Annotated in this window: 23 protein-coding genes and 1 pseudogene; 19 read left to right on the top strand and 5 right to left on the bottom strand. The window is 62.7% G+C overall.

What is annotated here, in order from left to right; all coding sequences use genetic code 11:
* Positions 1-78: 78 nt before the first annotated feature.
* Genes BQ8482_RS37115 through BQ8482_RS37105 form a run of 3 tightly spaced genes read left to right on the top strand, consistent with a single transcriptional unit; the run spans position 79 to position 4,548 of the window.
* The gene (locus tag BQ8482_RS37115) at positions 79-1,113 is read left to right on the top strand and encodes an ABC transporter permease (protein ID WP_027153847.1); all 1,035 of its coding nucleotides are present in this window, start codon (positions 79-81) and stop codon (positions 1,111-1,113) included.
* Positions 1,114-1,125: 12 nt separating this feature from the next.
* A complete protein-coding gene (locus BQ8482_RS37110) occupies positions 1,126-2,283 on the top strand; it encodes an ABC transporter permease (protein ID WP_123152017.1) in 1,158 nt (385 codons plus the stop codon).
* A 48-nt stretch (positions 2,284-2,331) separates the two neighbouring features.
* On the top strand, positions 2,332-4,548 hold the full coding sequence (locus tag BQ8482_RS37105) for a dipeptide ABC transporter ATP-binding protein (protein WP_123152016.1): 2,217 nt from the start codon (positions 2,332-2,334) through the stop codon (positions 4,546-4,548).
* Positions 4,549-4,561: 13 nt separating this feature from the next.
* Here BQ8482_RS37105 and BQ8482_RS37100 read toward each other — a convergent pair whose 3' ends face one another.
* Positions 4,562-5,152, bottom strand: a complete 591-nt coding sequence (locus BQ8482_RS37100; RefSeq protein ID WP_123152015.1) for a transglycosylase SLT domain-containing protein — start codon at positions 5,150-5,152, stop codon at positions 4,562-4,564.
* A gap of 217 nt (positions 5,153-5,369) precedes the next feature.
* Between BQ8482_RS37100 and BQ8482_RS37095 the strand changes: the two genes are divergently transcribed.
* The 3 genes from BQ8482_RS37095 to BQ8482_RS37085 all read left to right on the top strand — a co-directional run bounded on the left by BQ8482_RS37095 (position 5,370) and on the right by BQ8482_RS37085 (position 10,153).
* The gene (locus BQ8482_RS37095) at positions 5,370-6,908 is read left to right on the top strand and encodes a trimethylamine methyltransferase family protein (protein WP_165848856.1); all 1,539 of its coding nucleotides are present in this window, start codon (positions 5,370-5,372) and stop codon (positions 6,906-6,908) included.
* Between the two features lie 87 nt (positions 6,909-6,995).
* Positions 6,996-9,437, top strand: coding sequence for a GcvT family protein (locus BQ8482_RS37090; RefSeq protein ID WP_123152013.1), 2,442 nt, complete (start codon positions 6,996-6,998; stop codon positions 9,435-9,437).
* 227 nt (positions 9,438-9,664) lie between these two features.
* Complete coding sequence (locus tag BQ8482_RS37085; protein WP_244603134.1) at positions 9,665-10,153, top strand: hypothetical protein; 489 nt, start codon at positions 9,665-9,667, stop codon at positions 10,151-10,153.
* Between the two features lie 208 nt (positions 10,154-10,361).
* Here BQ8482_RS37085 and BQ8482_RS37080 read toward each other — a convergent pair whose 3' ends face one another.
* Positions 10,362-11,138 (bottom strand): VOC family protein, encoded by a 777-nt coding sequence (locus tag BQ8482_RS37080; protein ID WP_123152011.1) that lies wholly within the window; start codon positions 11,136-11,138, stop codon positions 10,362-10,364.
* A 177-nt stretch (positions 11,139-11,315) separates the two neighbouring features.
* On the opposite strand from BQ8482_RS37080, the pseudogene BQ8482_RS37075 reads away from it, so the two are divergent.
* From BQ8482_RS37075 to BQ8482_RS37045, 7 genes and pseudogenes are all read left to right on the top strand, one after another.
* A pseudogene (locus tag BQ8482_RS37075) lies at positions 11,316-12,031 on the top strand (gamma-glutamylcyclotransferase).
* 142 nt (positions 12,032-12,173) lie between these two features.
* Entirely contained in the window at positions 12,174-13,538 is a 1,365-nt protein-coding gene (locus BQ8482_RS37070; protein ID WP_123152010.1) for an NAD(P)-dependent oxidoreductase, read from the top strand.
* A 2-nt stretch (positions 13,539-13,540) separates the two neighbouring features.
* The gene (gene preA / locus BQ8482_RS37065) at positions 13,541-14,854 is read left to right on the top strand and encodes an NAD-dependent dihydropyrimidine dehydrogenase subunit PreA (protein WP_123152009.1); all 1,314 of its coding nucleotides are present in this window, start codon (positions 13,541-13,543) and stop codon (positions 14,852-14,854) included.
* 468 nt (positions 14,855-15,322) lie between these two features.
* Positions 15,323-15,841, top strand: a complete 519-nt coding sequence (locus BQ8482_RS37060; protein WP_123152008.1) for an RrF2 family transcriptional regulator — start codon at positions 15,323-15,325, stop codon at positions 15,839-15,841.
* 12 nt (positions 15,842-15,853) lie between these two features.
* On the top strand, positions 15,854-16,312 hold the full coding sequence (locus BQ8482_RS37055) for a carboxymuconolactone decarboxylase family protein (protein WP_123152007.1): 459 nt from the start codon (positions 15,854-15,856) through the stop codon (positions 16,310-16,312).
* 60 nt (positions 16,313-16,372) lie between these two features.
* Positions 16,373-16,750: a DoxX family protein gene (locus BQ8482_RS37050; protein ID WP_123152006.1), complete on the top strand. Its 378-nt coding sequence runs from the start codon at positions 16,373-16,375 to the stop codon at positions 16,748-16,750.
* 103 nt (positions 16,751-16,853) lie between these two features.
* Complete coding sequence (locus BQ8482_RS37045; protein ID WP_133254902.1) at positions 16,854-17,348, top strand: DUF3592 domain-containing protein; 495 nt, start codon at positions 16,854-16,856, stop codon at positions 17,346-17,348.
* Positions 17,349-17,598: 250 nt separating this feature from the next.
* On the opposite strand, the gene BQ8482_RS37040 is transcribed toward BQ8482_RS37045, so the two are convergent.
* Together BQ8482_RS37040 and BQ8482_RS37035 are read right to left on the bottom strand one after the other, a co-directional pair.
* Positions 17,599-18,438, bottom strand: a complete 840-nt coding sequence (locus BQ8482_RS37040; protein ID WP_123152004.1) for an SDR family oxidoreductase — start codon at positions 18,436-18,438, stop codon at positions 17,599-17,601.
* 215 nt (positions 18,439-18,653) lie between these two features.
* Positions 18,654-19,283, bottom strand: a complete 630-nt coding sequence (locus BQ8482_RS37035) for a TetR family transcriptional regulator C-terminal domain-containing protein (protein WP_165848855.1) — start codon at positions 19,281-19,283, stop codon at positions 18,654-18,656.
* A gap of 254 nt (positions 19,284-19,537) precedes the next feature.
* Here BQ8482_RS37035 and aptA point away from each other — a divergent pair, with 254 nt between their 5' ends.
* The 5 genes from aptA to BQ8482_RS37010 all read left to right on the top strand — a co-directional run bounded on the left by aptA (position 19,538) and on the right by BQ8482_RS37010 (position 24,564).
* The gene (aptA, locus tag BQ8482_RS37030; RefSeq protein ID WP_123152002.1) at positions 19,538-20,866 is read left to right on the top strand and encodes an omega-aminotransferase AptA; all 1,329 of its coding nucleotides are present in this window, start codon (positions 19,538-19,540) and stop codon (positions 20,864-20,866) included.
* A gap of 142 nt (positions 20,867-21,008) precedes the next feature.
* Complete coding sequence (locus tag BQ8482_RS37025; RefSeq protein WP_244603133.1) at positions 21,009-21,410, top strand: endonuclease domain-containing protein; 402 nt, start codon at positions 21,009-21,011, stop codon at positions 21,408-21,410.
* A gap of 12 nt (positions 21,411-21,422) precedes the next feature.
* Positions 21,423-22,673 carry a Zn-dependent hydrolase gene (locus tag BQ8482_RS37020; protein ID WP_123152000.1) on the top strand — a complete coding sequence of 417 codons (1,251 nt, stop codon included), beginning with the start codon at positions 21,423-21,425 and terminating at the stop codon, positions 22,671-22,673.
* A gap of 62 nt (positions 22,674-22,735) precedes the next feature.
* Positions 22,736-24,187 carry a dihydropyrimidinase gene (gene hydA, locus BQ8482_RS37015; protein ID WP_123151999.1) on the top strand — a complete coding sequence of 484 codons (1,452 nt, stop codon included), beginning with the start codon at positions 22,736-22,738 and terminating at the stop codon, positions 24,185-24,187.
* Entirely contained in the window at positions 24,184-24,564 is a 381-nt protein-coding gene (locus BQ8482_RS37010; protein WP_244603132.1) for a hypothetical protein, read from the top strand. The genes hydA and BQ8482_RS37010 overlap by 4 nt, the downstream gene beginning before the upstream one ends.
* Before the next feature lie 23 nt (positions 24,565-24,587).
* Here the strand turns inward: BQ8482_RS37010 and BQ8482_RS37005 are convergent, their stop codons facing one another.
* Positions 24,588-24,992, bottom strand: coding sequence for a cupin domain-containing protein (locus BQ8482_RS37005; RefSeq protein ID WP_123151998.1), 405 nt, complete (start codon positions 24,990-24,992; stop codon positions 24,588-24,590).
* A 110-nt stretch (positions 24,993-25,102) separates the two neighbouring features.
* Here BQ8482_RS37005 and BQ8482_RS37000 point away from each other — a divergent pair, with 110 nt between their 5' ends.
* Positions 25,103-25,894, top strand: coding sequence for an ABC transporter ATP-binding protein (locus tag BQ8482_RS37000; protein WP_123151997.1), 792 nt, complete (start codon positions 25,103-25,105; stop codon positions 25,892-25,894).
* Positions 25,895-25,961 lie beyond the last annotated feature (67 nt).

Genomic DNA, 25,961 nt, shown 5'->3' with positions numbered 1-25,961 from the left:
CTGACATTTCAGGCTGGCTCATGCGACAAATCAAGGGTTGACTGCACCTGACCCCAACCCAATCGGCAGGGGGCCGCCATGCTTTCCTTCATCCTTCGACGCCTCGGCACCATGGCATTGACGATGCTGTGCCTGACGATGGTCGTGTTCTTCCTGATCAATCTCGACCCCAATCTGAAAAAGCTGGCGATCAGCCAGACTGAAATGCACACCTCGGCCGAGCAGCTCGAAAGCTGGCTGGTCAATCATGGCTACCGCCAGAATTTCTTCTCCCGTTATGGCCAATGGCTGGGTATCGTGCCCAAACAGCCGGTCACAGACCCGGCAACGGGCAAACCCGCGCGACGTTTTTCCTTCTGCAACGATCCTGTCGAGCCGACGTTCTCCGGCGTGCTGCAGGGTGACTTCGGCTGCTCGACCAAGTTCAAGACGACGGTGGCGTCGAAGCTTTTCCCGGCGCTAGGCGCCACCGGCATCCTGATGTTCTGGGTGCTTGTGGTGATGGTGCCAATCTCGCTTCTGATCGGCATCCTCGCCGGCATGCGCGAGGGCTCGCGAACCGACCGGACGTTGTCCGTCGCCTCGATCGCCTCGACGGCGACGCCCGAATATGTGTCGGGCGTCATTTTTACCGTCATCTTCGCCTCATGGCTCGGCCTGCTGAACGGTTCGGCGGCTTCGGCCAGCCGGGGCATCACCTTCTACAACTTCACCTTGCCGGTCATGACGCTGGCGATCTACGGCATCGGCTATATCGCCCGCATGACCCGCGCCTCGATGGTCGAGGTGATGACGCAGCAATATATCCGCACCGCGCGGTTGAAGGGCCTCTCCTTCGGCAGCGTCGTGGTCAAGCACGCGCTGCGCAACGCGCTGATCGCACCATTCACCGTCATCATGCTGCAATTTCCCTGGCTGCTCACCGGCGTCGTCATCGTCGAGGTGATGTTCCGCTACCAGGGGTTTGGCTACACGCTGGTCGAGGCGGCTGGCAACAACGACATCGATCTTTTGCTCGGTTGCTCCCTGGTCTCGGTGTTCATCGTGCTGATCACGCAGCTCATTTCCGATGTCGGTTACGCGTTTCTCAATCCGCGTATCAGAGTTCAATAGGGGATCGGGCGGATGCAGCTTGAATATATCGGCGCCTTCGATGTGGTGCTTGGCGTGCTCGCGCGCTTCTGGCCGGTCTGGATCGCCCTCGTCGTGGTGATGGGGGCGAGCTTCGCCTACAAGAAGAGGCTTGGCCTCTACGGTCAACTCTTCGACAGCAGCGTCGGCATCGTCGGCGTCGGCATCTGCCTGTTCTGGCTGTTCACGGCGATCTTCGCGTCAACCATCTCGCCCTTCAATCCGCTTGTCCAGATCCCGATCATGAAGGACGCGCTGCCTGGCGCGGTCGAGCCGCAATCGGGACTTGTCTACCTGTTCGGCGGTGACAAGCTTGCCCGCGACGTGTTCAGCCGTATGATCTATGGCAGCCAGATCGTGCTGATCATCGCGCCGGCGGCGACCGGTTTCGCGCTGATGGTCGGCATCACGCTTGGCCTGCCTGCCGGCTATTATGGCGGCAGGATCGATACCGTGCTGTCCTTCCTCGCCAACCTGGTGCTCGCCTTCCCGGTGATCCTCCTGTTCTACCTCCTGGTGACGCCAGGCATCATGGAGACGCCGATTCCCTATGCGATGGCCGGCCTGTTCTTCCTGTTCCCGATCATCTTCTTCAGCGTGCTGTTCTGGACGCGCTACAAGAAGCGGCCTGACCGACTCTACATCCTCCTGGGACTGACGCTGATCATTGGCGGCTGGGTCTACGCCGGCCTGGTCTTCGACGCCGACCCGTTCAGGATCATCCATATCGATCCCAACCAGCTCAACATCTTCGTGGCGGTGGTGTTTGCCTCCAGCCCCGGCGTGTTCCGCATCGTGCGTGGCCTGGTCATGGACATCAAAACGCGCGACTATGTGGCGGCGGCGCAGACGCGCGGTGAATCGCCCTGGTACATCATGCTGTGGGAGATCCTTCCCAATGCACGCGGGCCGCTGATCGTCGATGCCTGCCTGCGTATCGGCTACACCACGATCCTGCTCGGCACGCTCGGCTATTTCGGCCTGGGGCTGGCGCCCGAGAGCCCGGACTGGGGCACCGCGATCAAGGATGCCAGCCGGCTGCTGCGCTCCTTCATCCATCCGGCGCTGCCGCCGACGATCGCGCTGATGTCGTTCGTGCTGGGCCTTAACCTGCTGGCCGACTCGCTGCGTGAACAATCGATGAAAGATTGATGGACGGGTCTTCGACCCTATTTAGAAGAACAAGGATTGGAGCGACCCATGAATGAGGCAGTTCGAAATCCCGCCAAGCCGACCAATGGGCCGATCATCGAGATCGAGAACCTGTCGATCTCCTTCTTCACTCGCAAGGGCGAGATACCGGCCGTTATGGACTTCTCCTGCACGGTCATGCCTGGCGAAGCGATGGGCATCGTCGGCGAATCCGGTTGCGGCAAGTCAACCGTGTCGCTCGGCATCATGCGCGACCTCTCCAACATCGGAAAGATCGTCGGCGGCCGGATAAAGTTCCAGGGCAAGGATATGGGCGAGCTCTCCGACGAGGAACTGCGCGCCATCCGCGGCAACAAGATCGCGATGATCTACCAGGAGCCGATGGCCAGCCTGAACCCGGCGATGAAGGTCGGCCAGCAACTGATGGAAGTGCCGCTGATCCACGACAAGGTGTCGAAGGAAGAGGCTTACAAACGCGCGCTGGAAATGGTGCGCTCGGTCAGGCTGCCCGATCCGGAGCGCATGATGCGTTCGTTTCCGCACCAGCTTTCCGGTGGTCAGCAACAGCGCATCGTCATCGCCATGGCGCTGCTGTCGAAGCCGGCGCTGCTCCTGCTCGACGAGCCGACGACGGCGCTCGACGTGACGGTGGAAGCCGGCATCGTCGATCTGGTCAAGGGGCTCGGCGAGAAGTTCGGTACCTCAATGATCTTCGTGTCGCACAATCTCGGCCTGATCCTGGAAACCTGCGACCGCATCACGGTGATGTATTCGGGCGAAGCGGTGGAGACCGGCAAGATCAAGGACGTCTTCGACCGGATGCGCCATCCCTACACGCAAGGGTTGTTCCGCTCGATCCCGCTGCCCGGCGCCGACAAGAATTCGCGGCCTCTGATCTCCATCCCGGGACAATTGCCGCTGCCGCACGAGCGGCCGAAGGGCTGCAATTTCGGCCCCCGCTGCCACCACTTCGTCGAGGGCGTCTGCAACGCCGCCGAAATCCCGATGATCGCGGTCGAAGGCCATGAAGGCCATTTTTCGCGCTGCGTGCGCTTCAACGAGATCGACTGGGAAGCGCTGCCGCCCGGCGCCAAGAAGGTCAACGAGCGCGTCGAGCCCGGCGCGCCGGTGCTCAAGATCGAGGACCTCAAAAAGTACTACAAGGTCGGCGGCAGCGAGGTGTTCGGCTCGAGCGAAGGCCGCGTCGTCAAGGCCAACGAGACGATCTCCTTCATGGCGCGAGAATCCGAGACCGTCGCCATTGTCGGCGAGTCCGGTTGCGGAAAGTCGACGCTGGCCAAGGTGCTGCTCGGACTGGAGACAGCAAGCTCCGGCAGCGTGACGCTCGGCAACCAGCAAATCCAGTCGACCGGCGTCGAGAACCGCAGCGTCGAGACGGTGTCGTCGATCCAGATGGTGTTCCAAAATCCGTTCGACACGCTCAACCCCAGCCACACGGTCGGCTCGCAGATCATCCGCACGCTGGAGAAGTTCAATGTCGGCAACACCGTCGCCGACCGCCGTAAGCGCATGCTGGAGCTGCTCGACCTGGTGAAGCTGCCGCGGGCGTTCGAGACCCGCAAGCCGCGCCAGCTTTCAGGCGGCCAGAAGCAGCGCATCGGCGTGGCGCGGGCCTTTGCCGGCGACGCCAAGGTGGTGGTGGCCGACGAGCCGGTCTCAGCGCTCGACGTGTCGGTGCAGGCAGCGGTGACCGAGCTTTTGATGGACATCCAGCGCAAGAACAAGACGACGATGCTGTTCATCAGCCACGATCTGTCGGTGGTGCGCTACATCGCCGATCGCGTCGTCGTCATGTATCTCGGCTATATCGTCGAGCAGGGCACGACCGACCAGATCTTTTCGCCGCCCTATCATCCTTATACCGAGGCCCTGCTGTCGGCGATTCCGATCGCCGACACCAGCGTGATCAAGAAGCACATCGTGCTGGAAGGCGATATTCCGTCGGCGATGAACCCGCCAACCGGCTGTCCGTTCCAGACGCGCTGCGGCTACAAGAAGCTGGTGCCGGACAATCTTTGCGAGACGCAGGTGCCGCCGGTGAAGAATCTCGGCGACGGTCATATGAGCCTGTGCTGGCTTGCCGACGATGTGCTGGCGAAAATGGAGCCGGTGATCAAGTTCGACAAGGAGCATGCCGCCAATGAAGGCGTGCCGGAAGACGCGCCGCAGGGCGTCGGTCCGGGCTTTGCCGGCGCTCCGCCCAAGCGTCCACACGGCAAAAGGCCGAAGCTGACGGACGACTAGATCCGTGGCGCCGTCAAGGCGCGCATTGGCGTAGCTGGGCGGCGTAGTCCCGAGCCATCTGCTCGGTGGCCCGCGCATAGCGCTGCACGCCGGCATCGCCGCGGTTCCCGCGGCCATAGGCCGTCCAGCCGAGATAATAGGCCAGATAGAGGTTGTAGGTGTCGTTGCGAGCGACGCCGAGCGTGTCTGCGGTCTTGGAATGATACCAGCCGACGAAATCGACGGCATCGGCAAACCTGGTGCGGCGCGCCGCCCAGCTGCCGGTCTCGCTTTGATACTGCGCCCAGGTGCCGTCAAGCGCCTGCGAGAAGCCGGTGGCGCTGGAGACACGTTTCCAGGGAATGAAGCCGAGAAGCTTGGTGCGCGGCGGCCTGGCGTTGCTCTTGAAGCCGGATTCCTTGCGCACCGTCGCCATCAGCACGGGAACCGGCACGCCGTGCTTCTGTTCGGCGCGTTCGGCCGCCGCCTGCCAGTTGTCGAACCAACCGTCATTCTGGTCGAACACGGCGCAGACATCGTTGATATGGTTCGGCGGCGTCGCGCAGGCCGAAAGCGCCAGCAGCACGGTAGCAGCTACAATTTTACTAAAACTCGACCTACCCATTGGAAGAGGATTAGGCCGAAAACATAAAAGGAATCTTGCTGCGTTCCTTAACGGCCCATCGGCCGCTTTGGTCGGGCAGAGCGAAGATGGATATTCCGACGTTTTCCGTCGCTTTTGTCGGCATGAAGCTACCAAAATGCCGCCTTGGCTAAAATCACGCCCGTGGGTGGCGGATTTCTGACAGCCCGATCGTCGTGCCGGCGCTTTGATGCGCCGCATGACCGAACCGAGACGCAAGCGCGGCGCTGAGCGAACCAGCAACAGGGGGCCGGCCGCCATCCCGCAACTGCCGCTGCGGCGCGTGACAAATCCCTATCCGCCAATGGCGATGCTCTCGGCCGACCAGATCGAGGCGATCCATCAGGCGTCGATGCACATTCTGGAGAATTTCGGCATCGAGGTGATGAGCTCGCGGGCGCTTTCGCTGTTCGAAAAGGCTGGGGCCAAGGTCGATCATGCGTCGATGACTGTCCGCATCGACCGCGGCATGGTCGACCAGGCACTGGGGACGACGCGGTCGAGCTATACGCTGACGCCGCGCAACCCGGTCCGTGCCGTTCATCTCGGCGGCAACACCATCAATTTTACGCTCGTCGCCGGACCTCCCAACGTGCACGACATGGAACGCGGCCGCCGCGCCGGAAACCTGCGCGACTACTGCGATCTCACCCGGCTGGCGCAGCATTTCAACTGCGTACACATGCTCGGCAACCAGGTCTGCGCGCCGGTCGAACTGCCGGCCAATTCACGCCACCTCGACACCTATTTCGCCAATCTGACGCTGACCGATAAAAGTTTTCACGTCTCGGCGATCGGCCGCGGCAGGGCGCTGGACGGCATCGAAATGATGGCAATCGCGCGAGGGCTGACGCTTGATGAGATGCGCGACGATCCCGGCGTCACCACTATCATCTCGGTCAACTCGCCGCGCCGCTTCGACGAGATGATGGCTGAAGGGCTGATGACCATGGCCGAGTTCGGCCAATCGGTCGCGGTGACGCCGTTCACGCTGATGGGGGCGATGAGCCCGGTGACGCTTGCCGGCGCGCTGGCGCAACAGAACGCCGAGGCGCTGTTCGGCGTGGTCTTGACGCAGCTTGTCCGCCCTGGCGCCCCGGTCATGTATGGTGCCTTCACCTCCAATGTCGACATGAAGTCGGGCGCGCCGGCCTTCGGCACGCCGGAGAACACCAAGGCCAACATCGCCTCCGGGCAGCTGGCACGGCGCTATGGACTGCCCTACCGGACGACGCCGGGCTCGGCCTCCAACGCCGCTGACGCGCAAGGCGCCTATGAGACGCTGATGGCGCTGTGGGGCGCGGTGCTCGGCCACGGCAATCTCGTCTACCACGCAGCCGGCTGGCAGGAGGGCGGGCTGACCGCGTCATTCGAGAAGTTCATTATCGACGTCGAGATGATCCAGCACATGATGGAGTTTTTGCGCCCGATCGAGGTCAACGAGGCGGAACTCGCTGTCGAGGCGCTGGGTGCGGTGCCGACCGGCGGCCATTTCTTCGGCGAGCCGCACACGCTGGAGCGCTACGCCACCGCCTTCTACCAGCCGATGCTCTCCAATTGGCAGAACTACGAGGCGTGGCAGGAGGCCGGCGGGCTCGACGCCACGGCGCGGGCGACGCGGCTGTGGAAGAAAGCGCTGGAAGATCATGTCGAACCGGCGATGGATATTTCCGTGCGCGAGGCGCTGGAGGCGTATGTGGCCAGGCGCAAGGAAGCGATCGGGCAGGGCGAGCCGTGATGATCGAAGGCTTGCGTTCGTGTGGCTTGGCTCCTCCCACCCCGATTCATCGTTCCCCTCCAACTTCCTGAAATAACGAGAAAATCCATGAAATCGCATGCAAAGGTCGTGGTCATTGGCGGGGGCGTCGTCGGCTGTTCGGTGCTGTTCCATCTCGCCCGTCACGGCTGGACCGACATCGTGCTTCTGGAGCGTGACGAGCTGACCTCCGGTTCGACCTGGCATGCGGCCGGCGGCATGCACACAATCAACGGCGATCCCAACGTCGCCAAGCTGCAGAAATACACGATCTCGCTCTACAAGGAGATCGAGGAGCTGTCGGGCCAGGCGACCGGCGTGCACCTGACCGGCGGCGTGCTTTTGGCGGCGACCGAGGCGCGGCTCGACTGGCTGCGCGGCGTCGTCGCCAAGGGCCGCTATCTCGGCATCGACCTCGAGGAGATTTCACCTGATGACGCGGCCGAATTGATGCCGCTGCTCGACCCGAAGCAGTTCGTCGGCGCCGTGCGCAACAAGGAGGACGGTCATCTCGATCCATCGGGTGTCACCCACGCCTATGCCAAGGCGGCGAGAAAGCTCGGCGCCGAGGTTGAACGCTTCACCAAGGTCGAGGACATCGTGCGCCGCGCCGACGGGCTGTGGCGCGTCATCACCAACAAGGGCGAGGTGGTGGCCGAGCATGTCGTCAACGCCGGCGGCCTGTGGGCGCGCGAGGTCGGCCGCATGGTCGGGCTGGAACTGCCGGTGCTGGCCATGGAGCACATGTACCTGATCACCGAGGACATGCCGGAGGTTGCCGCCTGGAACCAGAAGACCGGCACGGAGATCATCCACGCGGTCGATTTCGACGGCGAACTTTATCTGCGCCAGGAGCGCGGCGGCATGCTGATGGGTACCTATGAGAAGGCCAACAAGCCATGGTCCGAATTTACCACGCCGTGGAATTTCGGCCACGAACTGCTGGAGCCTGACATCGACCGCATCGCGCCATCGCTGGAAGTCGGCTTCCGCCATTTTCCGGCCTTCCAGAACACCGGCATCAAGCAGATCATCAACGGCCCCTTCACCTTCGCGCCGGACGGCAACCCGCTGGTCGGGCCGGTGCGCGGCCTGCCGGGTTTCTGGGTCGCCTGCGGCGTCATGGCGGGCTTTTCGCAGGGCGGCGGGGTTGGCCTGGCGCTGTCGAACTGGATGATCGAGGGCGATCCCGGCGCCGACATCTGGGCGATGGATGTCTCGCGCTACGGCGACTGGGCAACGATGGCCTACACCAACGCCAAGGTGCGCGAGAATTATTCGCGGCGTTTTTCCATCCGCTTCCCCAATGAGGAGCTGCCTGCCGGGCGGCCGCTCAAGACCACGCCGGTCTACGACCTTTTGTCGGCCAAGGGCGCGCAATGGGGCGTGGCCTTTGGGCTGGAAGTGCCGCTGTGGTATGCGCCCGAGGGCGTCAGGGACGAGTTCTCGTGGCGGCGCTCAAGCGATTTCGAGCATGTCGCAAAAGAGGTGAAGACGGTGCGGACAAGTGTCGGCCTGTCGGAAATCTCGTCCTTCGCCAAATACAGGGTGACAGGCGAGGGCGCGGCGGCCTGGCTCGACCGCCTGCTTGCCTGCAAGCTGCCAAAGCCCGGCCGCATGACGCTGGCGCCGATGCTGAAGGAAGACGGCAGGCTGATCGGCGACTTCTCGCTGGCCAATCTCGGTAGCCCCAATTCCAACGGGGAGGACTGGTTCCTCGCCGGCTCCGGCATTGCCGAGCAATATCACATGCGCTGGTTCGAGGCGCATCTGCCGCAAGATGGCTCGGTCCATCTCGAGGCGCTGGGGGCGAGACTGACGGGCCTGTCGATTGCCGGTCCGAGGGCGCGGGACGTGCTGGCAAAAGTCACGCGGGCGGATGTGTCGAATGCGGCGTTCCCGTTCATGGCCATCCGCAAGGTGGGTATCGGCATGGCGCCGTGCCTGGTCGGCCGAGTCAGCTACACCGGCGATCTCGGCTACGAGATCTGGGTGGCGCCGGAATATCAGCGTGCCGCGTACCAGACCCTGATGGCGGCTGGCGAAGAATTCGGCATCGGTCTGTTCGGCTCGCGCGCGCTCAATGCGCTGCGGCTGGAGAAGAACTACGGCTCGTGGGCGCGCGAATACCGGCCGATCTATGGTCCGCTTGAGGCCGGGCTCGACCGTTTCGTCGCCTACGGGAAAGAAACCGATTTCATCGGCAAGCAGGCTGCACTGGCTGAGCGCAAGCAAGGCGGCAAGCTGCGGCTGCGCGCCTTTGTCGTTGATACGGCAGACGCCGACGTCATCGGCGACGAGCCGATCTGGTTCGACGGCGCCGTGCGCGGCTGGGTCACGTCAGGCGGCTACGCGCATCATTCGAAGACGTCCGTGGCTATGGGCTACGTGCCGAAGGAAATCGCCGACGAGGCCGACGGTTTCGAGATCGAGCTCTTGGGTAAGCGCTATCCCGCGCGCGTGCAGCCGACACCGCTGTTCGACGCGAATCTCGAGCGGATGCGGGGGTAAAGGCGCCGCTGGTGGCGGTTCAAGCGCTGCGGCGGTTGTCCAGCGCCGTGCTCGATGAACTGCAACGCGGTCATGATGCGCAGAATGCCCAGCGCCTGCGGTTGGCCTGCCATCAACAACCGGTGATTGGAATGTCCCTCGTCCTTTTATTCTAGCCAGGGTTGCATTAAAATCGCTATAGTTGTATTGATAGCCAGACACTCCAAACCATGTGGGTTCCGTTTGCCATGAGAAAAGTCCTTGTCAGCCTGTTCGCCATCCTTGCAGGCACCAGCGTCGCCATGGCCGATGACGCCGGCTGTGCTGCTTTCAAATGGCCGGTGACGCGCGAGGAGGCCCTGTTTGCGGCAGCGCCCGCCGCGCAGCCCGGGGCTGACCTTTCGGTCGGCGAGGCTGCAGATGTGGCGTTGGCGCCGGTCGACACGATCAGCTTCACCGTTCCGCCGGAACGCGCGCCGGCAGCCGGTACATTCGGCGCGACGGCAAGCGTGGCCGTGCCCCCTGAGGGAGAGCTCCAGATCAGCTTGTCTGATGAGGCCTGGATCGATGTCGTTCAGGACGGCAAGGCCGTGAAGTTGGCGGCTTTCAGTGGTATGAAGACCTGTCCGGGGATCCGCAAGAGCGTGCGCTTCAAGCTGGCCGCCGGCCCGGCGACCATCCAGCTGAGCGGCGCCAAGAAAGAGACCCTTAAGATTGCGGTGCTGGCGCCGGAATGACTTTGCGCCTTGAGTCAATTCAGGCCATGCCGTTCGCTCGGTCGATTTCAGCGGCGTGAAAACCTGTCCTGGCAATTGCAAAAGCGTGCGTTTCAAGCTTGCGGCGGGTGCCGCGACCGTCCAACTCAGCGGCGCCAAAAGGCCGGTCTCAAAGTTGCGGTGCTGACGCTGGAATGATCCAGCGGCAGCACTCGGTTGGTCAGGACGCCTACCGTACCGGCGCCATCAGCGCGAAATGAGCGCCTTGCGGATCAGTGCACTGCACGATCCAGCTGCCGCCGGGGACCTCCATCGGACCCATCACGATCTTGCCGCCATTGTCGGTCACACGCTTGGCCGCCGCGTCGATGGCCGGAACGTTGAAATAGAACTGCCAGACTGGCACCGGAATCTGCTCGGGCTTGTTCATCATGCCGCCAATAGGTTCGCCGCCGGCGGCAAAGAGCTGGTAGATGCCCATCGGCCCCATATCCATGGCGTCGCCCTTGGTCCAGCCGAATTGTCCGGCATAGAAATCGAACGCGGCCCGCCAGTCGGTCGTATAGAGTTCATGCCAGCCGACATGGCCGGGAGTGGTGGCCGGCACCGGCGGCTGGTCGGGGCCGTTTGGCTGCAGGAAGTTGAAGGCCGCGCCTTGCGGATCGGCAACGACGGCAAAGCGGCCGACGCCCGGAATGTCATCGGGTTCGCGGTGAACCGTACCGCCGGCTTGCTTCAACGATTTCGTCGAAGCGTCGACATCCCTGGTGTGGATGTAGCCGACCCAGGCCGGCGGCATGCCCATCTTGCGCACGTCCTCAGGCTGCGCCATCAGCCCGCCGACGCCGCGCTCGCCGACATTCATGACGATATAGCGCGGCATGCCGGGCGCGCCCTCGAAGGGTTGCGCCTTCCAGCCAACCACGTCGGTATAGAATGCCTCGGCGGCGTCGAGGTCGGTGGTCATCAATTCGTACCAGAAAAAGGGCATCGGGGACTTTGGCATTGTCGTGCTCCTTGGGTTTCCAGTGATCGATCATGCGTGATCCATTCTAGGATGATCTTCGCGACGGAATTCCGACATCTGGGCCAGAAATCGATGGCGGCAAGGCACCCCTCGTTCGCAATCTTGCGCATGCTGCGGTTTTCGACTTTGCTTATCGTCAACGGAGAGTGTTGATCCATGCGTCGGATGTCGCTCACTTCAGAGCTTGTCGCGCTATGCCATCGGGAGGAGGCCGATCCCGGTCCCGATGGCAGCTGGACGCAACTGACTGACGAGGATTTCCAGACCCTTGCGTCGCGGCTATCTGATGAAGCAGACGCGGGCCCTTGTGGGTGTTCGCCTATGGCTCGCTGATCTGGAATCCGGCTTTCCAGTCCGTCGAACAACAACGCGCCACCGCTTTCGGCTGGCATCGGTCCTTCTGCCTCGACATGGTCCGCTGGCGCGGCAGCGCCGAGCAGCCGGGCTTGATGATGGCGCTCGAACGGGGCGGACGGTGCAACGGGGTGATCTACCGCTTGCCGGAAGGCGAAAAACCGCTCCAGATCGAAAGACTGTTGCGGCGCGAGATCAGCGATCACGAGAGTATTGGCTCAGTCAGGTGGCTTCCCGTGCATACGGCTCAAGGCTCGCTCAGGGCGCTGGGCTTCTGGGTCGGTGTGACCGGCAGGGGGACGTCGCTCAACCAGCCGCTGGAGAGGGTAGCTCAAGTGCTGGCGCGGGCGTGCGGGCATGTCGGGTCGGGCGCCGAATATCTCTACAACACCGTCCATCATCTGGAAGAATTCGGCATTCGCGACCGCAACCTGTGGCGGCTGCAGGAACTGGTCGCGAACGAGATCAGGTCGATCCATGGCGGCGCCCCCGGAATGGGCCTGCTGTCTGCGTCGTGATCGCTCGCACATCTCGAAAACATGACTACAATTATCATATTTTTATTAAGCGTTTTCAGCAACTTGGCTGAAAATTGACCAATTGATAAAAAAACAAAACGTGTTAGCCTCCCCCCAAAACCACAAGAAATGGGGAAGCGGAATGGCGACTGGTCATTTCAAGCAGGGCATTGCCGGCGGCCGGCTTTCGCCTGAACAATATGCGGATAATTTTTCCGACCTGCATCCGCCGCTCGATCATCACGAGGCGCTGGTCGAATCCGACCGCTGCTATTTCTGCTATGACGCGCCATGCATGAATGCATGCCCGACCTCGATCGATATCCCGCTGTTCATCCGCCAGATCTCGACCGGCAATCCGATTGGCTCGGCCAAGACGATTTTCGACCAGAACATTTTGGGCGGCATGTGCGCCCGCGTCTGCCCGACCGAGACGCTGTGCGAAGAGGTCTGCGTACGCGAAGTGGCGGAAGGCAAGCCGGTGCAGATCGGCCGCCTGCAGCGTTATGCCACCGATGTCGCGATGGCTGAGAATAAGCAGTTTTACCCGCGCGCCGCCCCGACCGGCAAGACGGTCGCGGTGGTCGGCGCCGGACCGGCCGGCCTTGCCGCCGCTCATCGGCTCGCCCGCCATGGTCATGACGTGACCATCCTGGAAGCCCGCCCGAAAGCCGGCGGTCTCAATGAATACGGCATCGCCGCCTATAAGAGCATCGACAATTTCGCCCAGGCCGAGGTCGACTATATCACGTCGATCGGCGGCATCGACATCCAGAATGGCAAGGCGCTCGGCCGCGACTACCAGCTGTCGGACCTGACCAGGAATTACGACGCGGTGTTTCTCGGCATGGGGCTTGGCGGTGTCAACGCGTTGCGCGCCGACGGCGAGGACGCGCAAGGCGTCACCAATGCGGTGGAGTTCATAGCGGAGCTTCGCCAGGCGAGCGATCTTGCCAGCCTGCCGGTCGGCCGGCGTGTCGTCGTCATCGGCGGCGGCATGACGGCGATCGACGCGGCGGTGCAGTCAAAGCTGCTCGGCGCCGAAGAGGTGACGATCTGCTACCGGCGCGGGCAGGAGCACATGAACGCTTCCGAATTCGAGCAGGATCTGGCCGCCGCCAACGGTGTCATCATCCGTCACTGGCTGCAGCCGAAGCGGGTCATCGCCGAAGGCGGCAAGGTGTCGGGCATCGAACTCGAATACACGGCGATGGATGGCGAGAAACTCGTCGGCACCGGCGAGCGGCTGACGCTTACCGCCGACCAGGTGTTCAAGGCGATCGGCCAGAGTTTTGTCCCGGCTGCGCTCAACGGCAGCGGCGCCTTGCTTGCTTTGGAAGCCGGCCGCATCAAGGTCGATGCCGAAGGCCGCACCTCGCTGGCCAATGTCTGGGCCGGCGGCGACTGCATCTTTGGCGGCGACGACCTGACCGTCTCCGCCGTCGCACAGGGCCGCGACGCGGCCGAATCGATCCACCGGGCACTGACCTCGAACGGGAGGGCATGAGCATGGCAGACATAAGCAACAATTTCGTTGGCATCAAATCGCCAAATCCGTTCTGGCTGGCTTCGGCGCCGCCGACCGACAAGGCCTACAATGTCATCCGTGCCTTCAGGGCGGGCTGGGGCGGCGTGGTGTGGAAGACGCTCGGCGAAGAGGGCCCGCCGGTGGTCAACGTCAACGGTCCGCGCTACGGCGCGATCTGGGGCGCCGACCGCCGCCTGCTCGGCTTGAACAACATCGAGCTGATCACCGACCGCGACCTGCAGGTCAATCTGCGCGAGATCAAGCAGGTCAAGATGGACTGGCCCGACCGCGCCATCGTCGTCTCGCTGATGGTGCCTTGCGAGGAGCATGCGTGGAAGGCGATCCTGCCGGTGGTCGAGGAGACGGGGGCCGACGGCATCGAGCTCAATTTCGGCTGCCCGCATGGCATGTCGGAACGCGGCATGGGCTCGGCGGTCGGCCAGGTGCCGGAATACATCGAAATGGTGGTGCGCTGGTGCAAGGCCAACACCCGCATGCCTGTGATCACCAAGCTGACGCCCAACATCACCGACATACGCAAGCCGGCGCGTGCCGCCCTTGCCGGCGGCACCGACGCGGTGTCGCTGATCAACACCATCAATTCGATCACCGGCGTCAATCTCGATAGTTTCGCACCGGAGCCGACGATCGACGGCAAGGGTTCGCATGGCGGCTATTGCGGCCCGGCGGTGAAGCCGATCGCCATGAACATGGTGGCCGAGATCGCCCGCGATCCGGAAACGCATGGGCTGCCGATCTCCGGTATCGGCGGCATCACCACGTGGCGCGACGCCGCCGAATTCATGGCGCTCGGCGCCGGCAATGTTCAGGTGTGCACGGCGGCGATGACCTATGGCTTCAAGATCGTGCAGGAGATGATCGCCGGCCTGGAAAACTGGATGGACGAGAAGGGCCATGCCTCGCTCGACGACATCGTCGGCCGCGCCACGCCCAACGTCACCGACTGGCAGTATCTCAACCTCAATTACATCGCCAAGGCGCATATCGACCAGGAGGCCTGCATCAAATGCGGCCGCTGCCACATCGCCTGCGAGGACACTGCGCACCAGGCAATCACCGCAATCGTCGATGGCGTCAGGCATTTCGAAGTGATCGAAGCCGAATGCGTCGGCTGCAATCTCTGCGTCAATGTCTGCCCGGTGGAGAACTGCATCACCATGGAGCCGCTGGCGGTTGGCGTGATGGACCAGCGCACCGGCAAGCCGGTGTCGCCGGTCTACGCCAACTGGACGACGCATCCGAACAACCCGATGGCCAAGGTGGCGGCGGAATAGGCGCGGACGGGTGAGCCATCTGTCTCCCTAGGCAGAGGAGATTTGTTCGGCGCCCGAGCGTGCAACTCCGCAGAACTTGGGTTCCTCGCCCCACGAAGTGGGGAGAGGTGGCCCGGCGAAGCCGGGACGGAGAGGGGCCTTCGCGGCGGCTGGGAACTGTTCAAGGCTTATGATGGACTTCCCATCTTGCTCGCGCCCCGATCCTTCACCGGTTCTGGCTTCGCGACTGTCATCCCCCTCTCCGTCCCGGCTTCGCCGGGCCACCTCTCCCCCGCTCCACGGGGGCGAGGAACCCAAGTCCTGCAAACTGGCGCCCGCAGGGCAATAAAGGGGCGGCGCAACGATCTGAAAGGATCAGGTGCCGGAATTCCTGGAACGTCACAAATCCGCCACCGAATCTCCAAAGTTTCCTATTGCGGATAAAAATTATCCACGATAAGACATATCCATGAATTGGAGATCAGCACGATGAAGCTGGGTGAGGGCGTCGAAGCGGCCATCCACTGCGCCGCCATGCTTGCCGGCGTCGAAGGCGCAGCGACCATGCCGGGTGCTGCCATGGCTGAAGCGTTCGGCCTGTCGCCGAGTTATCTCCTCAAGCATCTCAACGCGCTGGCGGCGTCGGGCATCCTGGAATCGGTGCCGGGGCCATCGGGCGGTTACCGGCTGGCACGGCCGGCCGAGCGCATAACGCTGCTCGACATCGTGCTCGCCGTCGAAGGACGCGAACCGGCCTTTCGTTGCGGCGAAATCCGTCAGCGCGGGCCGGCCAGGCTCGATGCCTCGGTCTATGTCAAACCCTGCGGCATCAGCGTCGCGATGCTGAAGGCCGAGCGCGCCTATCGCGCCGCTCTTGCCGAGGCCCGGCTGTCCGACATCGTGGCGGTGTATATGATCGATGCCGATCCCCGTTCAGTCGCCGCGAACTGCGCCTTTGTCGAGCGCCATCAGCGACCGCAGAAATCCAGTTCAACCAAGCAAGCATGAAAGGTAAAGACGATGAAACAGAGGCTGCAATTCTTCGGCGCGGCGCCGGAAATCATGAAAGCGGTGTCGGCGCTCAACAAGGCGGTCGACGAATGCGGGCTCGAGAAAAGCCTGCTGCACCTGATCAAATTGCGGGCGTCGCAGATCAATGGCTGTTCATATTGCGTCGAGATGCACAGCCGCGAGGCGCGCCATGACGGCGAGATCGAACAGCGGCTTTATCTCGTCTCCGCCTGGAAGGAGTCGCCGCTGTTTTCCGAGCGTGAACGCGCTGCCTTCGCCTGGACCGAAACGGTAACGAAGATCGCGGACAGCGGCGTGCCGGATGATCTCTACGCAAAAACGCTTGAACACTTTTTGGAAGAGGAACTGGCCAAGCTGACGGTGGCGATCGGCATGATCAACATCTGGAACCGGCTGTGCGTCTCCTTTCACGCCATTCATCCGGTAGCGGCAGCCAAAGCCGCCTGAGCGGACGGACCTGACGCGCGGCTTAAGCCGCGCGTCTCTTTTTGCTTTGGGATCAAGAGCATGTTGTCGAATTTTGAGAATGAGATTTTGGTTGCCGCACGCCTGCTGCTTGGCGGCGCCTTTGTCTTTGCCGGCCTGCGCAACATCCAGAATGCAGGCTTCCTGACCCAACTGATGACGACACGCGGCGTGCCGCAGGCGCGGCTGATGCTGTGGCTGGGGATCGTTCTGCAGATCGTTTCCGGAGCGCTGGTGATATCAGGTGTCTGGACCGCTGCCGCCGCTCTGTGCCTGGTACTGTTCCTAATTGTCGCCACCCCGATGTTCCACAATTTCTGGGATCATCAGGGGCCAGAGCGCGCCGCCCGCATCAACGGCTTCGTCGCCAATGTCGCGCTGACCGGAGGATTTCTAGCGCTGATGGGCCAGGCGCTTTAAGAGGAACCGCGCAGCCGATATGGTATGAATTGTCATCAGCGCGTTAATCGCTCCGTTGCGATTGCCTCGTATGATTGGCTCAGTTTCGCTTGTCGGAGCCTTTATGGAGCAAAGCTGGAATAGCTTCTGGGGAAGCGTTTCGCAGGCCTTTCACCTCGCGCTCTCGCCGCTTCGGGCGCTTGCCGAAACATTCGGCTATTTTCCGAGCGATATCCAACTCTGGTGCTTCGTCTGCGGTCTCTTTTTCCTGGTGCTTGTCGTTCCCCACACCTATGGCGATCTCGTGCTTCGGCACCGTCGCGTCTATGTGACAGGCAAGGTGGTGGAGATAAAGATGTCGGACGACTCGCCCAGGACGCCGACCATCGAATTCGTCGATCGCCTCGGCAAGATCTGGCGCTTTGAATCGCATTTGCCGGTCAATAACATGACCGGTTCGGTCGGAGCGGCGGTAAAGGTCATGTATGACCCCCTGCATCCGAACCGGGCACGGGAAGTGGGGCGGCCGATCATGAAGGCAGCCCATACGGCGGTATGGTATGCCATTGTCGTCGGGCTAATGGCGCTGGCCTTCTGGCCCGGCCTGACGTCCGATTGAGCCTTTTCGAACAGCGTGCCATACCGCTCGTTTCATGCAAGTCGTTCTCCCAAACCGCTGCGCACCCTCGGGTCAAAGCCCGACGGCAGGTTTTGGGTGACATGCACTATGCGGCAAATCGCAGCCCGGCCCCGCCAAGGCTGCGCCATGTACCCTTGAGCCGGTGATGGTCACCTTCATACCCGGGCCAAGCAGCTTCCGCGCCGAGGCTGATGCCGGACGAGCCGCCGACGATCACGGCATTTCTCAGTCATGAATGCCGTTCCTTCGATATCGGGGAGGGGCGCCCGACGAGGTCAAGGCTCAATGTCCGCAATTGCTGCCTTGCCTTTGCGTCATAGGCTTGCGCGTTGGCGCGAGATTCATTCCGGCCGTCGAAATAGAGGCCGCTCCGCCCTTCGAGCGCTGGCGATGTCGCGACGCTGAGGATAGCATCGGCGCCCGTCTCGACCGAGTTCGACGGCGTGATGCCTGCCTGCCGGACCATGGTCGTGTTCATGTAGCTTGCCGGATGCAGGCTGTTGACGGTCACATTGGCGCCCTTCAGTTCCTGCGCCAGATCGATGGTGAACATGATCTGCGCCAGCTTGCTCTGGCAGTAGGCGCGGACGCCGTCGTAGTTGCGGGTCAGCATGACGTCGTCGAAATCGATCGCCTGCTGGCCGGCCGAGGCAACGTTGACGATGCGCGCCGGCGCGCTCGCCTTGAGCAGCGGCAGAAGCTCTGATGTGAGCAGGAAGCCGGCGAGATAATTGACGGCAAAGCGCAGTTCGTAGCCGTCGGCGCTGACCTGTCGTTTGGTGCCCGCGGTGCCAATGCCGGCGTTGTTGATGAGAATATCGAGTCGGCCCGTGCGGGCGCGAACAGCCTCGGCGAGACGGCGGACCTCGGCCAGGGACGAGAGGTCGGCGACGAGAAGCTCGGCCTTGCCGCCGGCGGCTTCGATCTCGGCGACCGTCGCCTTGCCCCGTGTCGCATCGCGACCATGCACCAGGACCCGCGCGCCGTCGGCGCCGAGCCTTTGCGCGACGACGCGGCCGACGCCGTCGGTCGACCCGGTGATGAGGACGGTCTTGTCTTTCAGTTCCATGCTCGGAGCTCCATGTCATTGCTCTGAGTGGAAGATGGGACGTCCGGCACCGGTCAAACAGGTCAAACTTTATCCTGGTATCGATACTGCCTATACGCCGATGGGTCCCCCGACGCATTCAGCCGATGCTGGCCGCAGCCCGTCAGCTTCGTCATCCTCAGGCGCAGCAAGGAGCGGAGCGACGCAGCGCAGACCCCAGGATGACGAAACGAGAGTTAGCCCTTCGGCTTCAGCCCGTCGATGAACAATTGCTCGAGAAACCTTGCAGCGTCCTCGAAGCGGCCGTCGCCGCCGCGGTCGGGGCCGAGCACGGCGCGGACCTGAACGTCGAAATCGGCATAGTGCTGCGTCGTCGCCCAGATCGAGAAGATCAGGTGCCAGGGGTCGGTGGGCGCGATCTTGCCGGCGCGCATCCAGCCTTTGACGACGGCGGCCTTCTCGTCGACCAGCGTCTTCAACTCGCCTTCCAGCATCGGCATGATGCGCGGCGCGCCCTGCAGGATCTCGTTGGCGAACAGGCGGCTTTCCCTAGGGAAAGCGCGCGCCATTTCGAGCTTGCGCCTGATGTAGCTGCGCAATTCAGTCAAGGGATCGCCGATGTCGTCGAGCTCGCGCAGCGGCGCCAGCCAGGTGTCCAGAAGCCGCTTCATCAGCGTCTCGTGGATGTCCTCCTTGCGGCGGAAATAGTAGAGCAGGTTCGGCTTCGACATGCCGGCGGCTTCGGCGATCTGGTCGATGGTCGAGCCGCGAAAGCCGTTGGTTGAGAACACTTCGAGCGCCGCCTCCAGGATCAGCTCGCGTTTTTCCTGCTGAATGCGGGTGCGGCGAGGGGCAGGGGTGTCCATACCTGTCGTCATCCCCGCAGGACATCGCCGCGGCGGTCGGCTGGACCAATTCTCTGGACCAGTTTTTCTCCGGTCTGTGGAGCGCGCTTCAGCTGCCGCATTTCCGCTAGTAATCCCTTGACCGCCGACAGGGCGGTGCTAACGTTTGTCCAATCGGTCAAAATTTGCGTAGCACGAAAACGCAGCAGAGACCAAGTGTCGGGAAGACCAAGCGTTAGCCGCACCGAAACAGGTTACAAGGGGAAGTCTTGGTCATGTCCAACCGGCTGAAAGTCACGCCGAACGATCTCAGCGCATTCTGGATGCCGTTCACGGCAAACCGGCAGTTCAAACAGGCGCCTCGCATGATGGTGTCCGCCAAGGACATGCATTACACGACGAGCGACGGGCGCAAGGTTCTCGACGGCACCGCCGGCCTGTGGTGCGTCAATGCCGGCCACTGTCGGCCGAAGATCACCGAGGCGATCCAGCAACAGGCCGCCGAGCTCGACTATGCGCCGGCGTTCCAGATGGGCCACCCGATCGTCTTCGAACTGGCGAACCGTTTGGTCGACCTGGCGCCGAAGGGCATGGACCATGTGTTCTTCACCAATTCCGGATCGGAATCGGTCGAGACCGCGCTGAAGATGGCGATCGCCTATCACCGCGCCAAAGGCGAGGGCTCACGCACGCGCCTGATCGGCCGCGAGCGCGGCTATCACGGCGTCAATTTCGGCGGCATCTCGGTCGGCGGCATCGTTACCAATCGCAAGATGTTCGGCACGCTGCTCGGCGGCGTCGACCACATGCCGCACACGCATCTGCCCGAGAAGAACTCGTTCACCAAGGGTGTGCCGGAGCATGGCGCGGAATTGGCCAATGAGCTGGAGCGCATCGTCGCGCTGCATGATGCCTCGACCATTGCGGCCGTCATCGTCGAGCCGGTGGCCGGTTCCACTGGCGTCATCCTGCCGCCGAAGGGCTATCTCGAGAGGCTGCGCGAGATCTGCACCAAGCACGGCATCCTGCTGATATTCGACGAGGTCATCACCGGCTTCGGCCGCCTCGGCTCGCCGTTCGCCGCCGACTATTTCGGCGTCACGCCCGATATCATGACGACCGCCAAGGGCGTCTCCAACGGCGTCATCCCGATGGGCGCGGTGTTCGTCAAGAAGGAAATCCACGACGCTTTCATGACCGGCCCCGAGCATATGATCGAGTTCTTCCACGGCTACACCTATTCGGGCAATCCGATCGCCTGTGCGGCAGCCCTCGGCACGCTCGACACCTACAAGGAAGAGGGCCTGCTGACCCGCGGCGAGGAACTGGCGCCGTATTGGGAAGACGCGCTGCATTCGCTGAAGGGCGAGCCGAACGTCATCGACATCAGAAACATCGGCCTGATCGGCGCGATCGAGCTGGCGCCCATTCCCGGCAGTCCGACCAAGCGTGCCTTCTCGGCGTTCGTCAAGGCGTTCGAGCGCGGCGCCCTGATCCGCACCACCGGCGACATCATCGCGCTGTCGCCGCCGCTGATCATCACCAAGGGCCAGATCAACGAATTGATCGACCATGTGCGTGAAGTGCTGAGGGTGGTGGATTGAGAGACGCGGCGCAGCTTTCCCTCCCCCTTGAGGGGAGGGTGGCCGCCGCAAGGCGGTCGGGTGGGGTCGGTGGCGCCGCGCCCCGACGTGATCTCTTGCCGCGAGGTGGTTTCTGATGCCTCGTACCCGCGTGAGCTTCGAAATGCGCCAAAAGGCGCGCGCGCTTCGAGTTCATGCGACCAAAGGCGAATCCCTGCTGTGGTACGAACTGCGCGAGCTGAAATCAGCCGGCATCAAGTTCCGCCGCCAGTGCCCGATCGGACCGTATATCGTTGACTTTGCCTGCCTCGCGGTAAAGCTTGTCGTGGAAGTGGATGGCGATCTGCACGAGCAGGAACGAGGCAAGCGGCACGATGCTGTCCGTGACGCCTATTTGCGATCGCTCGGGTTCGATATCTTTCGCGTCGATGAGCCCGATGCCATAAACAGCGCTTGGCATGTGGCGCAGGTGGTCAAGGAGAAGGTCGCGCGCATGTTCGGCGACCCCACCCGACCGCTTCGCGGCCACCCTCCCCTCGAGGGGGAGGGGGACGCCGCGCAATAGATGAGGTTTTGAATGGCCGCTCCCGGCGAGAATCTGCGAATCAATTCAGACCGTTTGTGGGATTCGATAATGGAGATGGCGAAGATCGGCCCCGGCATTGCCGGCGGCAACAATCGCCAGACGTTGACCGACGCGGACGGCGAGGGGCGGCATCTGTTCAAGCGCTGGTGCGAGGCGGCGGGGCTCGAAATGGGCCTCGACGAGATGGGCACGATGTTTGCCCGCCGTGAAGGCACCGATCCTGATCTGCCGCCGGTCTATGTCGGCAGCCATCTCGACACCCAGCCGACCGGCGGCAAGTATGACGGCGTGCTTGGTGTGCTCGGCGGCTTGGAGATCGTGCGCTCGCTCAACGAGCTCGGCATCAAGACAAAACATCCGATCGTCGTCACCAACTGGACGAATGAGGAAGGCGCGCGCTTTGCGCCGGCCATGATGGCGTCCGGCGTCTTCGCCGGCGTCCTCGACCAAGCCGACGTGTACGAGCATGTCGACAAGGACGGCAAGAAGTTCGGCGAGGAGCTCGAACGCATCGGCTGGAAAGGCACCGAGAAAGTCGGCGATCGCAAGATCCATGCCTTCTTCGAGCTGCATATCGAGCAAGGCCCGATCCTCGAGGACGAGGGCATCGACATCGGTGTCGTCACCCATGGCCAGGGACTGAAATGGCTGCAGGTGACACTGACCGGCAAGGAGGCGCATACCGGCTCGACGCCGATGCCCAAGCGCCGCAACGCCGGGCTCGGCATGGCGCGGGTGATCGAGCTGGTGCACGAGATCGCCATGGACTACCAGCCCGACGCCGTCGGCGCAGTCGGCCACATGGAGGTCTATCCGAACTCGCGCAACATCATCGCCGGACGGACCGTGTTCACCATCGATATCCGCTCGCCGGAAAAGGAGGTGCTCGATGCCATGGATGGCCGCATCCGCGAAGGCATCGACACGATCTGCGAGGCGCTCGACATCCAATACGCGATCGATCAGGTCGGCCATTTCGACCCAGTCACCTTCGACGCGGGCTGCGTCAAGGCGATCCGAGACGCCGCTGAACGGCTTGGCTACTCGCATCGCAATATCGTCTCCGGCGCAGGCCATGACGCGTGCTGGATCAACCGCGTCGCACCGACTGCGATGGTGATGTGCCCCTGCGTAGACGGGCTGTCGCACAATGAGGCCGAAGAGATCTCCAAGGAATGGGCGGCGGCCGGCGCCGACGTGCTGTTCCACGCGGTGGTCGAGACGGCTGTGATCGTGGCGTGAACTAGAAACCAAGATTCCGAACGCCGCTCACCAAGAAGCGCGAGAAAAACAAGGGAACAAAAATGTCCAAAGTCATCAAGAATGGCACCATCGTCACCGCCGACCGAATCTGGAAGGCCGATGTGCTGTTCAAGCACGGCAAGATCATCGCCATCGGCCCGGACCTGCATGGCGACCACGAGTTCGACGCCACCGGCTGCTATGTGATGCCGGGCGGCATCGATCCGCACACCCATCTCGAAATGCCGTTCATGGGCACTTATTCGGCCGACGATTTCGAGAGCGGCACGCGCGCCGCCCTTGCCGGCGGCACCACGATGGTCGTCGATTTCTGCCTGCCGTCGCCGCAGCAGTCGCTGCTCGAGGCCTTGCAGATGTGGGACAACAAGACTTCGAAGGCCTCCTGCGACTATTCCTTCCACATGGCGATCACCTGGTGGGGCAAGCAGGTGTTCGACGAGATGGCCACCGTCGTCGACAAGGGCATCACCTCGTTCAAGCACTTCATGGCCTACAAGGGCGCGCTGATGGTCGACGACGACGAGATGTATTCGTCGTTCCAGCGCTGCGCCGATCTCGGCGCGCTGCCGCTGGTTCATGCCGAGAATGGCGACGTGGTTGCTGCCCTGTCGCAGAAGCTGCTGGCCGCGGGCAATAATGGGCCGGAGGGGCATGCCTATTCGCGTCCGCCGGAAGTGGAAGGCGAGGCGACCAACCGCGCCATCATGATCGCCGATATGGCCGGCGTGCCGCTCTATGTCGTGCATGTCTCCTGCGAGCAGGCCCACGAAGCCATTCGCCGGGCGCGGCAGAAGGGCATGCGGGTGTTCGGCGAGCCGCTGATCCAGCATCTGACGCTCGACGAGAGCGAATATTTCAACAAGGACTGGGACCATGCGGCGCGCCGGGTGATGAGCCCGCCCTTCCGCAACAAGTTGCATCAGGATTCGCTTTGGGCCGGCCTGCAGGCTGGATCGCTGCAAGTGGTGGCGACCGACCATTGTGCGTTCACCACCAGCCAGAAGCGCAACGGCGTCGGCGATTTCACCAAGATCCCTAACGGCACCGGCGGGCTTGAGGACCGCTTGCCGGTGCTGTGGACCACCGGCGTCAACACCGGCCGGCTGACGATGAACGAGTTCGTCGCGGTGACCTCGACCAACATCGCAAAAATCCTCAACATGTATCCGAAGAAGGGCGCCATCGTCGAAGGCGCCGACGCCGATATCGTCGTCTGGGACCCGAAGCGCAAGAAGACGATCACCTCCAAGAAGCAGCAGTCGGTGATCGACTACAACGTCTTCGAAGGTTTCGAGGTGACCGGCCTGCCGCGCTTCGTTTTTTCGCGCGGCGAATTGTCGATCCAGGAACACGAGGTCAAGGCGAAGCCCGGCCATGGCGAGTTCGTCGCTCGCGAGCCGAATGCGGCGGTCAACCGGGCGCTGTCGACCTGGAAGGAAATTTCCGCGCCGCGCAAGGTAGAACGATCAGGCATTCCGGCGACCGGGGTGTGAGCTTGCGCGCTGTTTATCTCGCGGTCGTTGCATCCGTGATGCTAGCGGCTGGCCAGGCTTCGGCGGCCGCCATCGACCTTTCCAAGCCCTATGGCAACAAGTCCGGTTGCATCAACAAGAACGGTCAGCAGGTCTATGCCGAGGACATGCTGCTGTTGACCGATAAGGAATTCATCACTGTGGCCAGCGCCTGCACCTTCACCGAAACCCAGGCGCAGGCAGACGGTTCGCTGGTGGTGAAGGCGCAATGCCAGGCGGAAGGCGAGGAGGGTGAGTCACCCGGCCAGTTCACCATCAAGCGGAGCAACAAGAATGCCAGGCTGGTGATCGCCGACGAGGACGGCATGGTCATGGGGGAAGTCTCCCCTTGCCGGTGATGGCCGCTGCCTCAGCGTCGACCTCAAGCGACCAGCCCATCCAGTTCCGGCAGCAGGACGACGCTTTCCTGTTCGTTGGGATCGGTGCGGGCGATGACCGCCGAGGCCGGGCTGTCGCTCAGATTGGCCGGCAGATGCGGCACGCCGGCGGGTATGTAGAAGAGGTCACCGGCCTTGACCACGATCTGCTGTTCAAGCCGGTCGCCATACCAGGTATGGACTTCGCCGGAGAGCACATAGATCGCCGTTTCATGGCTTTCGTGCATATGTGCCTTGGCGCGGGCACCGGGCGGCATGGTGAGCAGGTGCATGCAGATGCCGGTAGAGCCGACCGTCTCAGTGGCGATGCCGGTGAAATAACTCAGTCCCTGCTTGCCTTCATAAGAGTTTTCGGGGCGGATAAGATGGCAGGTGGGTTTGGACGACATCGGGCAAACTCTCGATCGAGTGGGACAAGACGAGTGGAAAGCAGCATTGTGGCAAAATCAACCGGATTCCGCCCGGCGCGGCAGCGGCGCAAAAAGGCAGGCTGCGGCCTATGACGGGAACATCGCCAGCCGTCGTTTCGGCAAGCAAACTCGGCCTGACCTTCCAGACCAGTGACGGTCCGGTGCAGGCGCTGTCGAATGTCGACCTGACCATAGGCAAGGGCGAATTCGTCTCCTTCATCGGGCCGTCCGGCTGCGGCAAGACGACCTTGCTGCGGGTCATCGCCGATCTGGAGAAGCCGACCTCGGGAACCATCTCCGTCAACGGCATGACGCCCGAGCAGGCGCGCCAGAGCCGCGCCTATGGCTATGTCTTCCAGGCGGCCGCGCTTTATCCATGGCGCACGATCGAGCGCAATGTGGCGCTGCCGCTGGAGATCATGGGCCTGTCCAAGACAGAGCAGGCGGCGCGCATCAAGCGCACGCTCGACCTCGTCAACCTGGGCGGCTTCGAGCAGAAATACCCGTGGCAGCTTTCCGGCGGCATGCAGCAGCGTGCCTCGATCGCGCGGGCGCTGGCCTTCGACGCCGATCTTCTGTTGATGGACGAGCCATTCGGCGCGCTGGACGAGATCGTGCGCGACCATCTCAACGAACAGCTGCTGGAGCTGTGGGAGCGGACCAACAAGACCATCTGCTTCGTCACCCACTCCATTCCCGAGGCGGTCTACCTTTCGACGCGGATCATTGTCATGTCGCCGCGTCCGGGCCGTGTCAGCGACGTCATCGAATCGACGCTGCCGAAGCAGCGGCCGCTCGACATCCGCGAGACGCCGGAGTTCCTGGCGATCGCGGCGCGCGTGCGCGACGGGCTCAGGGCAGGGCACAGCTATGAGGATTGAGTGGGATGGGCTCCCTCCTCTCCCCGACGGGGAGAGGGTGGCCGGAGCGAAGCGGAGGTCGGGTGAG

Source organism: Mesorhizobium delmotii (genome assembly GCF_900149755.1).
Classification (GTDB): Bacteria; Pseudomonadota; Alphaproteobacteria; order Rhizobiales; family Rhizobiaceae; genus Mesorhizobium; species Mesorhizobium delmotii.
Note: the sequence above shows the minus strand (reverse complement) of the source record. Positions and strands in the feature narration are given on the sequence as shown.

Bases quoted from the DNA above. Each gene is read 5' to 3' on its own strand.
- BQ8482_RS37115 (WP_027153847.1), top strand. From the start codon at position 79: ATGCTTTCCTTCATCCTTCGACGCCTCGGCACCATGGCATTGACGATG.
- BQ8482_RS37110 (WP_123152017.1), top strand. From the start codon at position 1,126: ATGCAGCTTGAATATATCGGCGCCTTCGATGTGGTGCTTGGCGTGCTC.
- BQ8482_RS37105 (WP_123152016.1), top strand. From the start codon at position 2,332: ATGAATGAGGCAGTTCGAAATCCCGCCAAGCCGACCAATGGGCCGATC.
- BQ8482_RS37100 (WP_123152015.1), bottom strand. From the start codon at position 5,152: ATGGGTAGGTCGAGTTTTAGTAAAATTGTAGCTGCTACCGTGCTGCTG.
- BQ8482_RS37095 (WP_165848856.1), top strand. From the start codon at position 5,370: ATGACCGAACCGAGACGCAAGCGCGGCGCTGAGCGAACCAGCAACAGG.
- BQ8482_RS37090 (WP_123152013.1), top strand. From the start codon at position 6,996: ATGAAATCGCATGCAAAGGTCGTGGTCATTGGCGGGGGCGTCGTCGGC.
- BQ8482_RS37085 (WP_244603134.1), top strand. From the start codon at position 9,665: ATGAGAAAAGTCCTTGTCAGCCTGTTCGCCATCCTTGCAGGCACCAGC.
- BQ8482_RS37080 (WP_123152011.1), bottom strand. From the start codon at position 11,138: ATGCCAAAGTCCCCGATGCCCTTTTTCTGGTACGAATTGATGACCACC.
- BQ8482_RS37070 (WP_123152010.1), top strand. From the start codon at position 12,174: ATGGCGACTGGTCATTTCAAGCAGGGCATTGCCGGCGGCCGGCTTTCG.
- preA (WP_123152009.1), top strand. From the start codon at position 13,541: ATGGCAGACATAAGCAACAATTTCGTTGGCATCAAATCGCCAAATCCG.
- BQ8482_RS37060 (WP_123152008.1), top strand. From the start codon at position 15,323: ATGAAGCTGGGTGAGGGCGTCGAAGCGGCCATCCACTGCGCCGCCATG.
- BQ8482_RS37055 (WP_123152007.1), top strand. From the start codon at position 15,854: ATGAAACAGAGGCTGCAATTCTTCGGCGCGGCGCCGGAAATCATGAAA.
- BQ8482_RS37050 (WP_123152006.1), top strand. From the start codon at position 16,373: ATGTTGTCGAATTTTGAGAATGAGATTTTGGTTGCCGCACGCCTGCTG.
- BQ8482_RS37045 (WP_133254902.1), top strand. From the start codon at position 16,854: ATGGAGCAAAGCTGGAATAGCTTCTGGGGAAGCGTTTCGCAGGCCTTT.
- BQ8482_RS37040 (WP_123152004.1), bottom strand. From the start codon at position 18,438: ATGGAACTGAAAGACAAGACCGTCCTCATCACCGGGTCGACCGACGGC.
- BQ8482_RS37035 (WP_165848855.1), bottom strand. From the start codon at position 19,283: ATGGACACCCCTGCCCCTCGCCGCACCCGCATTCAGCAGGAAAAACGC.
- aptA (WP_123152002.1), top strand. From the start codon at position 19,538: ATGTCCAACCGGCTGAAAGTCACGCCGAACGATCTCAGCGCATTCTGG.
- BQ8482_RS37025 (WP_244603133.1), top strand. From the start codon at position 21,009: ATGCGCCAAAAGGCGCGCGCGCTTCGAGTTCATGCGACCAAAGGCGAA.
- BQ8482_RS37020 (WP_123152000.1), top strand. From the start codon at position 21,423: ATGGCCGCTCCCGGCGAGAATCTGCGAATCAATTCAGACCGTTTGTGG.
- hydA (WP_123151999.1), top strand. From the start codon at position 22,736: ATGTCCAAAGTCATCAAGAATGGCACCATCGTCACCGCCGACCGAATC.
- BQ8482_RS37005 (WP_123151998.1), bottom strand. From the start codon at position 24,992: ATGTCGTCCAAACCCACCTGCCATCTTATCCGCCCCGAAAACTCTTAT.
- BQ8482_RS37000 (WP_123151997.1), top strand. From the start codon at position 25,103: ATGACGGGAACATCGCCAGCCGTCGTTTCGGCAAGCAAACTCGGCCTG.